Below are 16,929 nucleotides of genomic sequence, written 5' to 3' on the forward strand. Positions count from 1 at the left end.
CTGGCAATCGTTGAGGCAGGCCCCTGCCTGGGCATATGTCGCTGACACGTCACGACGTCGCGACCTGTGGTCTGATAGGGGCCGAAATTGCCCCGACAAATCGATTCCTTCTTGCTTTGTTCGACACCGGGCCGCCCGACGGCGGACCGGATCCGGCCGGGTTCGTGGGTCTCGACGAAACCCGTCGGCTGGATGTGAGAAGGATGTTGTACTCGGATGGATGGAGTTCGTCGTGCTGTTCGGGGTCGAATTCGTCGCAGGTCGAGTAATCCGCTCTTCGTTCAGCTGCTGACGGCCACGGTCGAGTCCGCGCCCGATTCGATAGCAATCTCCTATGACCCCACCGGTGCACCGGGCGCCCGGCGCGAACTCAGCTACACCGGGCTGGACCAGGCTTCGTCGCGGCTGGCGCGTGAACTGATCGACCGCGGCGTGGGTCCCGGCGATGTCGTCGCCGTCGGCTTCACCCGTTCGATCGAGTCGGTGCTGGCCGTCTGGGCCATCGCCAAGACCGGGGCGGCCTACGTGCCGGTCGACCCCGCCCTGCCTCCGGAGCGGATCGCCTATCTCGTCGCCGACTCCCGCGCCGTGCTCGGCCTCACCGACTCCACGCATCGCCCGCGGCTCGGTGACGGCGTCGAATGGTTCGAGCTCGACGATCCGCAGCACGCGGAGCAGATCGCGGCACGGCCCGCACACCCGATCTCCTACGTCGACCGGGTGCGCGCGCTGAGCCAATTGCATCCGGCCTACGTCATCTACACCTCCGGCTCGACCGGTCGCCCGAAGGGCGTCGTCGTGACGCACGCCGGTCTCGCGAGCCTCGTCACCGCCGTCCGGGAGCGCTACGCGGTGGACGCCGGTGCGCGGGTCCTGCACGTGTGCTCGCCGAACTTCGACGTCTCGGTGCTCGAACTGCTGCTCGCCTTCGGCTCGGGCGCCACGCTCGTGGTGTCGCCGCCGACGGTGTTCGGCGGCGCCGAGCTCGCCGACCTGCTCCGCCGCGAGCGCGTCACCCACCTGCTGATCACGCCCGCCGCGCTGGAGTCGGTCGATCCGGCCGGGCTCGACGCGTTGCAGGTGGTGGTCGTCGCCGGTGACGCGTTCGGTCCCGCGCTCGTCGAGCGGTGGGCGGTCCCCGGCCGGTCGTTCTACAACGGCTACGGCCCCACCGAGGCCACCATCCTCGCGACCGGAAGCATCGCGCTGGAGCCGGGCCGTCCGATCACCATTGGCGCCGCCCTGCCCGGCGTCGGCGCGATGGTGCTCGACGCGCGGTTGCGTCCGGTGCCACCCGACGTGACCGGCGAGCTGTACCTGTCCGGTCCCGCGCTGGCGCAGGGCTACCTGGGGCGGGCGGCGCTCACGGCGGAGCGATTCGTGGCCGGTCCGTTCGGCGGGGAACCAGGCGCGCGCATGTATCGCACCGGTGACCTGGTGCGCCGCACCGCGGACGGCGACTTCGAATACCTGGGCCGCACTGACTTCCAGGTGAAGATCCGCGGCTTCCGCATCGAACTCGGTGAGATCGACGCCGCGCTCACCGCCCACCCCGATGTCGACTACGCCGCGACGCTCGGCAAGGTCGCACCCTCGGGCGCCACCGTGCTGGTTTCGTATGTGCTTGCCAGGGAAGGCGTTTCGCTGGACTTCGGCGAACTGTCCCGCTTCGCGGGGGCCGCGCTGCCTGGCCACATGGTGCCGTCCGCGTTCGTGACGCTCGACGCGATCCCCTTGACTCCCAACGGAAAACTCGATCGGCAGTCCTTGCCCGAGCCGGTGTTCGAGGCGGTGTCGCGTGCACCGCGGGGTGAGGTGGAATCCCGCATCGCCGAACTGTTCGCCCAGGTGCTCGGTGTGCGGCGGGTCGGGGCGGAGGATTCGTTCTTCGCCGCGGGCGGCGACAGCATTCTGTCCATTCAGCTGGTGTCGCGGGCCAGGGCGGCGGGAATCTCCTTCACCCCGCAGGATGTGTTCGAACACCGCACGGTCGCCGGGCTGGCGCGCGTCGCGGTGCTCGGCGCCGAGTCCGCTCCCGCGCTCGCCGAATTGCCGGGCGGCGGGGTCGGAGAGATTCCGCTGACGCCGGTGCTGGCCGCCTATCTGGCAGACGGCCAGTCGTTCGGGCGCTTCACCCAGCACATGGTGCTCGCGCTGCCCGAGCACATCGATCGTGCGGGCCTGGTGGCCACGCTCGCCGCGGTGCTGGACCACCACGACATCCTGCGCGCCCAGGTCCGGTCCGTCGACGGGCACTGGCGGCTGCGCACTCTCCCCGTGGGCGCGATGGACGTGGACGCGCTGATCACCCGCGTCGACGTCCCCGCGGGTCTCGGCCTCGAAGAGCTATGCGAAACCGCCAGCACCGCAATGGATTCCGCCATCGACATGTTGGAACCCGCGGCGGCCCGGATGATCGCCTGCACCTGGCTGTCCCGCCCGGACGGCCGTGACGCGCTGATCATCGCCGCGCACCACTACGTGATCGACGGTGTGTCGTGGCGAATCCTGATCGCGGACCTGGTGGCCGCGTGCGCGCAGCACACCGGCGGGCACCGGATCACCCTGCCCGCCGTTGGCACGTCGTTCCGGCGGTGGGCGCACGGCCTGGTCGAGGCGGCCGCCGACCGCGCCGACGAATTGCCCTACTGGCGGCGAACTCTGGCCGTCGCCGACCCGCCGCTCGGCGCGCGGGCGCTGAATCCGGCCGTCGACACTTCGGACACGGTGCGGCGCTTCACGATTGCCGTGCCCGCCGACGTCACGCGCGCGGTCCTGACCGAGCTGCCGACGGTGTACCGGGCCGGGACCAACGACGGTCTGCTCGCCGCGCTGGCGCTTGCAACGCGCGTCTGGCGGGCGAACAGGGGCGTCGACGCCGCGGCGACAAGGGTGCGGCTCGAGGGGCACGGCCGCGAGGAGGCCACCGTCGCGGGCGCCGATCTGACCCGCACCGTCGGCTGGTTCACCACCATGTACCCGGTGGCGCTCGATCTGTCCGGTATCGACGCCGAGGCCGCTTGGCGCGGCGGTGAGGCGACGGCGGCGCTGGTCAAGGCGGTGAAGGAGCAACTGCTAGCGGTGCCGGACAAGGGCATCGGTTTCGGCATGCTGCGGTACCTGAACCTGGACACCGCGCCCGAACTCGACGGTGCGCTCGGCCAGATCGGCTTCAACTATCTCGGCCGGATCTCCGCGGGCGACCTGCCGGAGGCGCTGACCGATCGGAGCTGGCTGCCGACCGACGACTGGGGCGCTCCGGACGCCGCGCAGGACGCGGCCATGCCCGCCGCCGCGGTGGTCGACATCAACGCGCTCGTCACCGACACCGACGCGGGCGCGCAGCTGACCGCGTCCTTCGCCTATGCGTCCGAGATCCTCGACGCGGACGCCGTCCGGGAGCTGGCCGAGCACTGGGTGGCCGCACTCACCGTCCTGGCCGGGCACGTGCGCGATTCGTCCGCGGGCGGTCTGACCCCGGCCGACGTCCCGCTGGTGCGGGTCGAACAAGCGGAGCTCGACACCTGGCGGCGGGAGCGCCCCGGGCTGGTCGACGTGCTGCCGCTCTCGCCGCTACAGCTCGGATTGCTGTTCCTCACCCAGATATCGCCGACCGCGGACCCCTATCTGCTCCAGCTGGCGGTGGAACTGTCCGGCGACATCGATCTGGAGCGCCTCCGGCGGGCGGCGCAGGCGGTGCTGGATCGGCACCCCATCCTGCGATCCGCGTTCGGGTCCTCGGCCGCGGGCGCCCCGGTCCAGTTCGTCTGCGAGGAACTGGAGGTGCCGTGGCGGGTCGTCGACACGCCGGACACCGATCCGGCGGCGTTCTTCGCCGCCGAGCAGCGCCTCGGATTCGATCCGGCGCGGGCGCCGCTCGTGCGATTCACGGTGTACCGCGGCGATTTCGGGCGCACGCACCTGGTGCTGACCGTGCATCACATTCTGCTCGACGGCTGGTCGATGCCGTTGCTGATGAAGGATCTGCTGATTTCCTATGCCGCGGACGGTGTTTCGTCGCCGCTGCCGGTGGTCCGGCCGTATCGCGACTATCTCGCGTGGCTCTCGCACTACGACCGGGACGCCGCCCTGCGCACGTGGGGCCGAGCGCTGGACGGCCTGACGCCGACCAGGCTGGCCGCCTCCGTCGCACCGCCCGTCCACCCCGCCGAGGGCTACGGCGTGTGCGCCGCCGACCTGTCGCGGGACGAGACCGCGGCCCTGACGGCGTTCGCCGCGGCGGCGGAGGTCACCGTGAACACGGTGGTGCAGGCGGCGTGGGGCCTGGTGCTCGCGGCCTGTGCCGGACGCGACGACGTGGTCTTCGGCGCGGTGGTGTCCGGGCGGCCGCCACAGCTCGACGGCGTCGACGCCATGGTCGGCCTGTTCGCCAACACCGTCCCGGTCCGGGTCCGGTTCGACGCGGACACCTCGCTACGGCAGCTGCTGACTCGGCTTCAGGCCGAACAGGTTTCGCTGCTCGACGGTCATCACGTCGGGCTGGCCGACATCCAGCGTGCCGCCGGTGCGGGCGAGCTGTTCGATTCGCTCCTGGCCTACGAGTCGTACCCCGTCGACGCCGACGGCCTGCGGCAGGCCTACGGGACGATCGACGGCCTCGAGATCGTCGACCTGCAAGCCGTCAACTTCACCCACTACCCGGTGGCCGTCCAGGTCGACATGGGCGCCGAGCTGCGGCTGCAAGTCCAGCACCGCCGCGACACGATCACCGCCCCGGCCGCACGGGCCCTCACGGACCGATTGCGGACGCTGATCGGCGAATTCGTCACGACGCCGGAACGCACGGCGACGGAAACGCTCGCGCTGCTGGACGATGGCAACGATCTGATCGCGCAGACGAGGTACTGGCGCGACGCGCTCGCGGACCTGCCGGACGAGCTGAACCTGCCCACCGATCGCCCGAGGCCCGCGGCGCCCACCGCTGCGGACGGCCGGATCGGCTTCTCGATCGATGCCGACCTGCACCCGCGACTACACCAGGTCGCGCGGACGGCCGACACGACCGTGTTCACCGTCGTCCACGCGGCTTTCGCGGTCCTGCTGGCCCGACTATCCGGCGCCGACGACATAGCGATCGGCACACCGGTCGCCGACGGATCGGGCAACACCCTGGTGTTGCGCACCCGGGTGCCGGGTGACCTCCCCTTCGACCATCTGCTGGCGCACACGAAAGACGTTGCGCTACAAGCCTTCGCGCGAACCGATTTGCCTTTCGACGGCCTGGCGGCGCTGCTGGATTCGGACCACCCGCTGGTGCGGACGATGTTCTCGGCCGGAGATCGGGCTCCCCATGCGGCCGAGCCCTCCGGTTCCGGTGACCCTCACTCGAAATACGACCTTTCCCTGCACATTCGGGAGCACGCGGCAGGTGTCGCGGCCGACTTCACCTTCTCGCGGGCGCTGTTCGACGAGCGCACCGTTCAGGTGTTCGCCGAGCGCCTCCTCCGGCTGCTCGCGGCCGCCGTGCGCCGACCGGAGGTTCCCGTCGGCGACCTTCCGCTGCTCGACGCGCACGAGCAGGCGCTGCTGACCCGAGTCGCCGCCGACGACGTCATGGCCACCGGCCTCTTGCCCGACCTGTTGACCAGCGGCGTCGCGCTGGGTCGCGATCGCATCGCGGTGCGCGACCGGAACCGTTCGATCGGCTACGGCGAACTCGACGAGCGCACTTCGCGATTGGCACGCTTGCTGATCCGCCGCGGCGTGGGCCCCGAGCGATCGGTCGCCGTCGCCCTGCCTCGCTCGGCCGACCTGGCGGCCGCGGTGCTGGCCATCGCCAAAGCCGGTGGCGCGCACGTGCCGATCGATCCGGGGTATCCCGCGGAACGGGTACGGCACATGGTGTCCGACTCCGGCGCGGTGCTCGGCATCACCAGCGCCGAGTACGCGGATCGGCTGCCCGGCGGCGTGGACTGGCTGGTGCTCGACGACCCGGCTACCGAGCGGGAATGCGCCGCTCAGTCGCACGACCCGGTGACGGACGCGGATCGCCTTGCGCCGCTGCGCATGCGACACCCGGCGTACGTCATCTACACGTCCGGTTCGACGGGTGTGCCCAAGGGCGTCACCGTGACCCACGCAGGTCTGGGCGGCATGCTGGACGAAACGGTGAAACGCTATCGGCTGGAGCCGCATCACCGGTTCCTGCAGGTCTGCTCGCCGTGCTTCGACCCTTCGGTGCTCGAGTGGCTGTGCGCGTTCTCCGTGGGCGCGACGTTGGTCGTCGTGCCGCCCGGTGTGGTCGGCGGGGCCGAGCTCGGCGACCTTTTGCGCGACGAGGCGGTCACGCACACGATCATCACCCCGGCGGTCCTCGGCACCGTCGACCCGGCCGGGCTGGACGCGCTGGCGGTGGTGGCCGTCGGCGGCGACGTGACGACCCCGGAGCTACTGGCGAAGTGGCAGCCGGGCCGGCGCTATCTCAACGCCTACGGCCCGACCGAGGCGACCATCGTCTCGACGTTCGCGGAATTGTCGGCCGGACAGCCCATTACGATCGGCACGACGGTACACGGCCTGTCCGCGCTGGTCTTGGACGCGCGGCTGAACCCGGTGCCGCCGGGTGTGGCGGGCGAGCTGTATCTCGCGGGCGGCGCCCTGGCCCGCGGCTACCGCAATCGGGCCGGCTTGACCGCCGAGCGTTTCCTCCCCAACCCGTGGGGCGGACCCGGCGCGCGGATGTACCGCACCGGCGACGTGGTGCGCCTGCGTCCGGCATCCACCTGCACCGCCGCGGGATCGCACTCGGCGCCTTGGGATCTCGACTACGTGGGCCGCGCCGATACGCAGGTCAAGGTGCGCGGCTTCCGCATCGAGCTCGGCGAGATCGACGCGGTGGTCGCCGGACACGACGACGTCGACTTCGCGGTCACGATCGGACGGACGATGGCGTCGGGATCGACGGCGCTGGTGTCGTACGTGCTCGCCGCGCCGGGCCGCACGGTGGATCCGGCGCTGGTCACCGAGCACGCGGCGAGGATTCTGCCGCCGCACATGGTGCCTTCGGCGATCGTCGTCCTCGACGAACTCCCGCTGACCACCAACGGCAAACTGGATCGAAAGGCGTTGCCGGAGCCGGTCTTCGAGACCGCGCCGACTCGTGCGCCGCTCGGCCCCCTCGAATCGCGCCTCGCCGAGCTGTTCGCGCAGGTGCTCGGTGTGCAGTCGGTCGGGGCGAACGACTCGTTCTTCGCGGTCGGCGGCGACAGCATCATGTCGATCCAGCTGGTGTCGCGGGCGAAGGGAGCCGGAATCGTCTTCACGGCGCGCGACGTGTTCGAACACAAGACCGTGGCGGGACTGGCGCGCGTCGCGACGGCCGGCGCGGACGCGGCGCCGACGGTGCTGGCGGAGTTGCCCGGCGGCGGTGTCGGGGAGGTGCCGCTGACACCGGTGCTCGCCGAATTCCTCGCCAACGGTTCCTGCGATCGCTTCGCCCAGACCGTCGTGCTCGCACTGCCCGATGGCATCGACCGTGCCGGACTCGTCGCGACGATCGCTGCGGTACTCGACCGGCACGAGGTGCTGCGTTCCCGGGTGTGGCAGGACGACGGCCGGTGGCGGTTCGAAACGCTGACGCGCGACGCGGTCGACGCCGACGCATTGGTCATCGAGATCGACGCGACTGCCGTGGCCGACTCCGAGTTGACCCGAACAGGTAGTGCGGCAATGGCTTCGGCGCTGGCCGCGCTGGATCCGGCCGCCGCCGAGATGATCGCCTTCGTGTGGGTGCGCAGGACGGGCGCGCGCGACGTGCTGGCCGTCGCGGCACACCACTACGTGATCGACGGGGTGTCCTGGCGCATCCTCATTCCCGATCTGGCGCTGGCCTGGGCGCAGCGTGCGGCGGGGCAGCCGATCGCGCTGCCCGCGGTCGGCACGTCGTTCCGGCGCTGGGCGCACGGCTTGGCCGACGCGGCCGCGGGCCGGGCCGCCGAAGCCGGTTACTGGCAGCGGGTGCTGGCCACGCCGGATCCGCTGCTCGGCGCGCGCACCGTCGACTGCGCGATCGACACCGAGCCGACCATGCGATCGATCACCGTGCAGGTGCCGGTCGAGGTCACCGAGGCCATGCTGACCACGATTCCCGCGCTGTATCGCGGCGGCGTCAACGACGGACTGCTCGCCGCGCTGGCGCTGTCCGTGCGCGCCTGGCGTGCGCGGCGGGGTGTCGACGCACCGACGACCCGAATCCGGCTCGAAGGCCACGGACGCGAGGAAACCGCCGTTCCCGGAGCCGATCTCACGCGCACCCTCGGCTGGTTCACCAGCATCTACCCCGTCGCCATCGATCTGTCCGGCATCGACACCGAGCAGGCGCTCGCCGACGGCGCGGTACTCGCCACCGTACTGAAGACGGTCAAGGAACAACTGCTCGCGGTGCCGGACAAGGGCATCGGCTTCGGCATGCTGCGCCATCTCGATCCGGGCACCGCCGGACGCCTCACCGGCGACATCGGACAGATCAGCTTCAACTATCTCGGCCGCGCCTCGGCGGGCGGCGCAGTCGACCAGATCGACGGAAGCTGGCTGCCGACAGCCGATCTCGGCGAGATCGAGATCGAATACGATCCCGCACTGCCCGCCGGGGCGGTGATCGATATCAACGCGATCGTCGCCGACACCGCGACCGGCCCGCGGATGGAGGCGAGCTTCCGCTACCCGAGCGGAATCCTCGACGAGGCGGCGGTGCGGGAACTCGCCGACGACTGGACGGCCGCGCTGGCCGCGGTCGCCGGGCACGTGCGGCACCCGGCCGCGGGCGGTCTCACGCCCTCGGATGTGCCGCTGACGCGGGTCTCCCAGGCCGAACTGGACGGCTGGCGCCGGACGTATCCCGGCCTGTCGGACGTGCTGCCGCTCTCGCCGTTGCAGTCCTCGCTGCTGGTGCTCATCGAGCTGCTCGCCGGGACGGTCGACGCCTACATCATCCAGTTGGCGGCCGAGCTGACCGGGGAGCTGGATACGAACCGGCTGCGCAGGGCGGCCCAGACCATCCTGGACCGGCACGCGAACCTGCGCTCCGCCTTCGTCGCCACGGCCGACGGGACGCCGGTGCAGCTGGTGATCGACGGCATCGAGATGCCGTGGCGGATCGTCGACGGCGTCGCCGATTCGGATCTGCCCGGCCTGCTGGCGGCCGAACAGCGCACCGAATTCGATCCGGCGGTGGCGCCGCTGCTGCGATTCACGCTGTACCGCACCGATTCCGGGCGCGGCCACCTGGTGCTGACCGGCCACCACATTCTGCTCGACGGCTGGTCGATGCCGCTGCTGATGAAGGAGCTGCTCGTTCTGTACGCGACCGGCGGCGACGCGTCGCCGCTGCCGCCGGTCCGCCCCTACCGCGACTACCTGCGGTGGCTGTCGCAGCAGGATCGCGCGGCCGCGGAGCGGGCCTGGTCGGAGGTGCTCTCGGGTGCCACGGCGACCATGCTCGCTCCCGAGCTGACCTGGCCCGCGGCCTCGGGCGACGGATTCGGCCTCTGCGAATTCGAGCTGTCCGCCGCGCAGACCGCCGAACTGACCGCGTACGCGGCCGCGACCGAGGTCACCGCCAATACGGTGATGCAGGTCGCGTGGGGTCTGGTCGTCGCGGCGGGCACCGGACGCGACGATGTCGTGTTCGGCGCGACCATCTCCGGCAGGCCCGCGGAACTCGACGGCATCGGCGAGATGATCGGCCTGTTCGTGGACGCGATCCCGGTGCGCGTCCGGTTCGATCAGGGCACGACGACCCGTTCCCTGATCGACGGCGTGCAGGCCGAGCAGGTTTCGCTGCTGGATCACCACCACCTCGGGCTCGGCGCCATTCAGCGCGTCGCGGGGCAGGGCGAGCTGTTCGACACGATGCTGGTCTTCGAGTCGTACCCGGTCGACGTGGAGGGCCTGCGGCAGGCGAGCGGCGCACTCGACGGAATGCGGGTGGACGGACTGAGCGGGGCCGACTACACCCACTATCCGATCACCGTGCTGGTCTTCCTCGGCAGCCGCACGCTGGTGCAGCTGAAGTACCGGCGCGACGTCGTCGCCGACACGACGGCGCAGGCCGTCGCCGACCGGCTGCGTCGCGTGCTCGGCGATCTGGTCGACGCACCCGACCGCCGCGCCGCCGAGACCGCGCTGCTGCTCGACGTCGAATCGGACGACGCCATCACCCGATCCCGGTACTGGCGCACCGCATTGGCGGGCTTGCCCGAACTGGAGTTGCCCGCAGCCGGGCCGACCACAACGCATTCGAATGATCGTGGGCGAGTGGACTTCTGGCTATCCGACGAGACGCAGCGTGGTCTGCGCCTGCTCGCGGACGCGGAAGGGGTGACCTGGTCGGCGGTCGTGCGCACGGCATTGGCGGCGCTGCTGGCACGGCTGTCCGGCGTCGACGACATCGCGATCGGATCGCCCGTGCGGGACGGCCGGTGCGCCGAACTGGTGTTGCGCACCAAGGTGGATCGGCGCGCGCGTTTCGTCGACCTCCTGCCGGACGCGCACCGGGTCGAGCTGGAGGGCTTCGCGCACTCGGGCATTCCGTTCGACGACCTGGTCGATTTGCTCGGCGTGCGGCGGTCGTCGGCTCGGCATCCGCTGTTCCAGGCGGCGCTGTCGTTCCACGGACCCGCGGAAGCGGTGGGGGATCTCGCCCTCTCGCTGACGGACGACGCCTTCGGAGTCCGTGGCGAGATGTGCTATGCCCGTGATCGTTTCGGCGACTTCGACGCGGATGCGTTCGCGCAGCGGTTCGTTCGAGTGCTGACCGCACTCGCGGACCGGCCCTACTTGCCGGTCGGTGATCTGCCGCTGCTGGCCGCGGACGAGTACGAGCGGTTGACCCGGATGGGTGGCGGCTGTCCGGCCGCGGTCGGCACGCTGCCGGAACTGCTGGTCCGTGGCGTCCGCTTCGGTCGTAACCGGATCGCCGTGCGCGACGCGGGGCGGTCCTACACCTACGGCGAACTCGACGAGTCGTCCTCGCGGCTGGCGCGCGTCCTGATCGAGCGCGGCGTCGCGCCGGAAACCGTTGTCGCGTTGGCGATGCGGCGCTCCTACGGGATGGTCGTCGCGGTGTGGGCCGTCGCCAAGGCCGGTGGCGCGTACCTGCCGGTCGATCCGACCTATCCGGTGGAACGGGTGCGCTACATGGTCGCCGATTCCGGTGCGGCGATGGGCATCACCGTCGCGGACGAAGCCGCCGGCCTGTCCGGCACCGTGGACTGGCTGGTGCTGGACGATCCCGCGGTACTAACTCGCTGCGCCGCGACTTCGGCCGCGGCGCTGAACGACACGGACCGGCGCGCGCCGCTGCGCATGTCGCATCCGGCGTATGTGATCTACACGTCGGGATCGACGGGTCTGCCCAAGGGCGTCGCCGTCACGCACGCCGGGCTCGGCGGACTGGTCGGCTACACGGTCGACATGCTCCGGCTCGCGCCGGAACACCGGATGCTGCATGTGTGTTCGCCGAGTTTCGACCAATCGGTGGAGGAGCTGTCCAGCGCCTTCCACAGCGGGGCCACGCTGGTGATCGCGCCCCCGGACACCGTCGGCGGCGCGGAACTGCGCGAACTGCTGCGCGCCGAGCGGGTGACGCACACGATCATCACGCCCGCCCTGCTCGGCACCGTCGACCCGCGCGGGCTGGACGACTTGGCCGTGGTGTCCGCCGGTGGCGAGGCCACCACCCCTGAACTGGTGGCCAGGTGGCAGCCGGGTCGCCGATTCATCAACGGCTACGGCCCGACCGAGGCGACGATCGGCGCTACCTACACGACTCTGGCCGCGGGACAACGCGTCACGATCGGCCGCCCGGTCCCGGGCGTGGGTGCCATGGTGCTCGACGAGCGATTGCATCCGGTACCGGCGGGCGTTGCGGGCGAGCTGTATCTGGCGGGTCCGGCGCTCGCGCGCGGCTATCACGGACGCGTCGGTGCGACGGCGGAACGTTTCGTCGCGCATCCGTGGCTGCCCGGCCACCGGATGTACCGGACCGGCGACCTGGTCCGGTGGGTGCCCGCCGCCGAATCGAGTGGCTGGGAGCTGGAATGCCTGGGCCGCACCGACTTCCAGGTGAAGATCCGCGGCTTCCGCATCGAGCTCGGCGAGATCGACGCGGTGCTCGCCGGTCATCCCGATGTCGAGTACGCGGTGACCGTGGGGCGTGAGAATTCCAGCGGAGCAACGGTTCTGGTCTCGTACGTGACCGGTCGCGACATCGAATCCGACCGGCTGGTGGGGTGGGCCGCGCGGACGCTTCCGTCGCACATGGTGCCCGCGGCGGTTGTAGTGCTCGACGAGTTTCCGCGGACCGCGGTCGGCAAACTCGACCGAAATGCCCTTCCGGAACCGGAGTTCGCGGCCCGCGCCTACCGGGAACCGGCCACGGAACTGGAGCGGACGGTCGCCTCGGTGCTCGCCGAGGTGCTCGGCGCCGACCGGATCGGCGCGGACGACGACTTCTTCGAGCTGGGCGGCAACTCGCTGCTGGCCACCAGGGTGACCGCGCGCCTCGGCGCGGCGGTGGACGCCAGGGTTCCGGTGCGGCTGCTGTTCGCCGCACCCACCGTCGCGGGTTTCGCCCGCGAGGTGGCGAAGCTGACCGGCGCCGGAGGCCGTCCCGCCCTGGTGGCGGGCCAGCGGCCGGAACGTGTTCCGCTGTCGCCCGCCCAGCGGCGGATGTGGTTCCTCAACAGGTTCGACACGGCGTCGGCCGCTTACAACATTCCGGTCGCGATCCGCCTGACCGGCGACCTCGATGTCGACGCGTTGCGGCGGGCGTTCGCCGATCTCGTCGCGCGACACGAGATCCTGCGCACGGTGTATCCGCAGCTCGAGGGCGGACCGGTGCAGGTCGTCCTGCCACCCGACCACCCCGATGTGCCGCCGCTGCGGGTACGGCCGGTCGCCGATCTCGAATCTGCTGCGGCGGAGGTGCTTTCGACGGTCTTCGACGTCACCCGCGAGGTGCCCGTACACGCCGTCCTTCTCCAGGCAGGCACCCGCGAGTTCGTCTTGGCCATGGTGATCCACCACATCTCCGGCGACGGTTTCTCGGGCGGCCCGCTGACCCGTGATCTGGCGGCCGCCTACGCGGCCCGTGCGCTGGGGCAGGAACCGCGGTGGGCGCCGCTGGCGGTGCAGTACGCGGACTACGCGCTGTGGCAGCGCGCGTTGCTCGGTCGCGAGGACGAGCCGGGGTCGGTGGCGGCCGAGCAGATCGCCTACTGGCGGCAGGCGCTCGCCGACCTGCCGGATCAGCTGGAACTGCCGAGGGATCGGCCGCGGCCCGCGGTGCAGTCCTTCGCGGGCGGCCGCGTGCCGCTGCGCATCGAGCCGTCCACCCACGCGGCGCTCGCGGAGCTGGCGCGGGCGCGGGGCGCGACGCTGTTCATGGTCGTGCACACCGCGTTGGCTGTGCTGCTGGCCCGGCTGTCGGGCACCGACGACATCGCGATCGGCACGCCGGTGGCGGGTCGCGGTGACGCGGTGCTGGACGATCTGATCGGCATGTTCGTCAACACGCTGGTGTTCCGCACCCGGGTGGACCCGGACGCGAGCTTCACGGAATTGCTCGAGCGTCAGCGCGACGCCGATCTACAGGCCTTCGCCCACGCGGACGTGCCGTTCGAGCGCCTGGTCGAGGTGCTCGATCCGGCGCGTTCCACCGCCCGGCATCCGCTGTTCCAGGTGGGTCTGTCGTTCCAGAATCTGGCCGAGGTCCGCATGGAACTGCCGGGCTTGACGGTCGCCGCGTGGGAAACGGATCGGCGGCTGTCGCAGTTCGATCTGCACGTCATCGTGGCGGACGGCTATGACGAGCAGGGCGCGCCCACGGGTATCGGCGGCTTCCTGACCTACGCCGCGGATCTGTTCGACGAGGCGACGGTGCGTGGTTTCGCGGACCGGTTCGTCCGGCTGCTGGGCGCGGTGGTCGCGGACGCGACGGCGCCGGTCGGTGCGCTCGAGCTGCTGGTGCCGCGCGAGCGCGCTCGGATTCTCACGGCCTGGAACGACACCGCCCATCCGCTGGACACGAGCGCCACGCTGGTGTCCCTGCTCGACGCCACCGTCGCCGCAGCTCCGGACGCGGTGGCGCTGGTCACCGCCGACGGTATGCGATCGAGCTATGCGGAACTGGATGCGCGCGTCAATCGTCTTGCGCGGCATTTGATCTCGCTCGGCGTCCGTCCGGAATCGCGGGTGGCGCTCGCCATCCGGCGTTCGGTGGATCTGGTCGTCGCGATGTACGCGGTGAGCAAGGCGGGCGGCGCGTACGTGCCGGTGGATCCGGATCAGCCCGCGCGGCGTTCGGAGTACATCCTGGAGACGGCGGCCCCGATCTGCGTACTGACCGATGCCGACACGGATTTCGCCACCTCGGTCGCGCCGGTGGTGCGTCTGGATCGGGTCGATCTGTCCGGGGTGGACGCTTCGGTGATCACGGACGCGGACCGCATCGCGCCGTTGCGCGCCGAGCACACGGCGTATGTGATCTTCACATCCGGCTCCACCGGGCGCCCGAAGGGCGTCGCCGTGTCCCACGGTGCGATCGTGAACCAGTTGCGCTGGAAGACAGCCGAATTCAAGATGACCGACGACGACGCGGTGCTGTTGAAGACGGCGGCGACCTTCGACCTGTCCGTGTGGGAGTTCTGGTCGGCGGCGACGTGCGGCGGCCGGTTGGTGATCGCCGCACCCGATGGTCATCGGGACCCGGCGCACCTGAACGGGCTCATGGCGCGCGAGGGCGTCACCACGCTGCACACGGTGCCGTCGATGCTGGACGCCCTGCTGACCGGCCCGTTGCCGGATTCGCTGCGCCGGGTGCTGGCCATCGGCGAGACCTTGCCCGCCGCACTCGCGCGCCGGTTCGCGGCGGCGGCGCCGGGAACCGCGTTGTTCGATGTGTACGGTCCGACCGAGGCGGCGGTGTCGATCACCAGCCACGCGGTGTGCCCGGCCGACGAGGCGGACGTGCCGATCGGCGCTCCGGTCTGGAACAGTCAGGTGTACGTGCTGGATTCGCGATTGCGGCCGGTGCCGGTCGGTGTGCCGGGCGAGCTCTATGTGGCGGGTGCGCAGCTGGCCCGCGGATACTTCGGCCGGGTGGATCTGACGGCGGAGCGATTCGTCGCGAACCCCTTCGAGCCGGGTGCGCGGATGTACCGCACCGGTGACCTCGTCGCGTGGAATGCGATGGGGGAGTTGGAGTATCGAGGCCGCACCGATTTCCAGGTGAAGATCCGCGGCTTCCGCATCGAGCTGGGGGAGATCGACGCGGTGCTCGCCGAGCACGCGGACGTGGACTTCGCCGTCACCGTCGGCCGGGAGAATTCCGCCGGGGCAACGGTTCTGGTGTCGTACGTGGTGGCGGCTCCTGGCCGGGCCATCGATCCGGATCGGCTGACCGAATGGGCGGCGCGAATCTTGCCCGCGCACATGGCGCCCACGGTGATCGTCGTCCTCGACGACGTGCCGTTGACGTCGGTGGGCAAACTCGACCGCGCGGCGCTGCCGGAACCGGAATTCGCCGCCCGCGCCTATCGCGCACCGTCGACGGCGCTGGAGACCACCGTCTGCGCGGTGTTCGCGGCCGTGCTGCGCCGCGATCGGATCGGGCTGGACGACAACTTCTTCGAGCTGGGCGGCAACTCGCTGATCGCGACCGCGCTGACCGCGCGGCTGAGCGAGGCGGTCGGCACGACGGTCCCGGTGATGTGGGTGTTCACCGCGCCCACTCCGGCGGGCATCGCCGCCGAGCTGCGCGCGGGCGGCGCCGACAGCGCGGGCGCGGCCTTCGATGTGCTGCTACCGCTGCGGACCTCCGGCGCCGCCGAGCCGCTGTTCTGCGTCCACCCGATCGGCGGCATCGCCTGGTCGTTCGCCGGACTCGCCGCGCACGTGGACGCGGACCGGCCACTCTACGGACTCCAGTCACCCGCCTTGAGTTCCGCCGACCCCCTTCCCGATTCGATCGAGGACTGGGCACGGCTCTACGTCGAGCAGATCCGCGCCGTGCAGCCGGAAGGGCCCTACCACCTGCTGGGCTGGTCGCTCGGCGGCGTGCTGGCGCACGCCATGGCCGTGCGGCTCCAGGGCGAGGGTGAACGGGTGGCGCTGCTCGGCATGCTGGACAGCCACCTGCGCATGGGCGCGGACCTGTCCGGCGCGGTGCCGGTGCCGGAACTGCTCGGCGGACTGCTCGGCGATGGAGTTGTGGATTTCGACCTGGACGACACGGTGGATCTGCCGCGGCTGGCCGAGCGGTTGAGCGCCATGCCCGAACCGTTCGCCTCCTTCGGGACCGCGCGGATCGAACGAGTGGTGGACGCCGCCGGTGCGTCGGCGGCCGTGGCCGCGGCCTACCGCCCGCGACCGTTCGAGGGTGACCTCGTGTATTTCACCGCCGCCCAGGACGATTCGACGGGATCCGACGGCGCGTCGACCTGGCACGGGGCGATCACCGGCGCCGTGCACAACCACACGGTGGACGCCACGCACTGGCGTATGACCACCGACGGTGCGCTGCGACGGATCGCGGAGGCGCTGCGCGTCTGGCTGTGAGGATCGGCGGGATCGGCCGGGGTGCGTACCCGTCCGCCGATCCCGCCGCCCACGGTCTATCGTCCGGCCTTCAGCGCGGCGCCCCGCGCCCGGAGGTCGTCGGCCAGCTGCTTGCCCTGCGCCCGCGCCTCGGCCCGCACCTGCGCGATCTCCTGCTTGGTCGGCCGGACGAAACCCTGGGCCTCCTCGATCCGCAGACCGGATCGCGCCTGCGCCGCCTCCGCCGAGGCCATCCGCTGATCGGCCTTCGCGCCGGCGGTCTCCATGCGGGCGGCGACCAGGTCCGAGAGGGTGTTGTGCGACATCGTTCTTCTCCTTGTGTTGGCGCCGGATCTCGTTGTTTCCGGCTGA

At 71.0% G+C, this 16,929-nt stretch carries 2 protein-coding genes; one reads left to right on the forward strand and one right to left on the reverse strand.

Annotated elements, in window-relative coordinates:
• The first annotated feature begins 216 nt into the window (after positions 1-216).
• The gene (locus ACRWNM_RS00780; protein ID WP_431962380.1) at positions 217-16,578 is read left to right on the forward strand and encodes an amino acid adenylation domain-containing protein; all 16,362 of its coding nucleotides are present in this window, start codon (positions 217-219) and stop codon (positions 16,576-16,578) included.
• Between the two features lie 56 nt (positions 16,579-16,634).
• Here ACRWNM_RS00780 and ACRWNM_RS00785 read toward each other — a convergent pair whose 3' ends face one another.
• Positions 16,635-16,883, reverse strand: coding sequence for a hypothetical protein (locus tag ACRWNM_RS00785; protein ID WP_431962382.1), 249 nt, complete (start codon positions 16,881-16,883; stop codon positions 16,635-16,637).
• Positions 16,884-16,929: the final 46 nt, after the last annotated feature.

It is taken from the genome of Nocardia sp. bgisy134 (genome assembly GCF_965341865.1).
Lineage (GTDB): Bacteria > Actinomycetota > Actinomycetes > Mycobacteriales > Mycobacteriaceae > Nocardia.

What these genes read in the sequence shown, in the direction of transcription:
- ACRWNM_RS00780 (WP_431962380.1), top strand. Translation starts at nt 217, where the DNA reads ATGGATGGAGTTCGTCGTGCTGTTCGGGGTCGAATTCGTCGCAGGTCG.
- ACRWNM_RS00785 (WP_431962382.1), bottom strand. Translation starts at nt 16,883, where the DNA reads ATGTCGCACAACACCCTCTCGGACCTGGTCGCCGCCCGCATGGAGACC.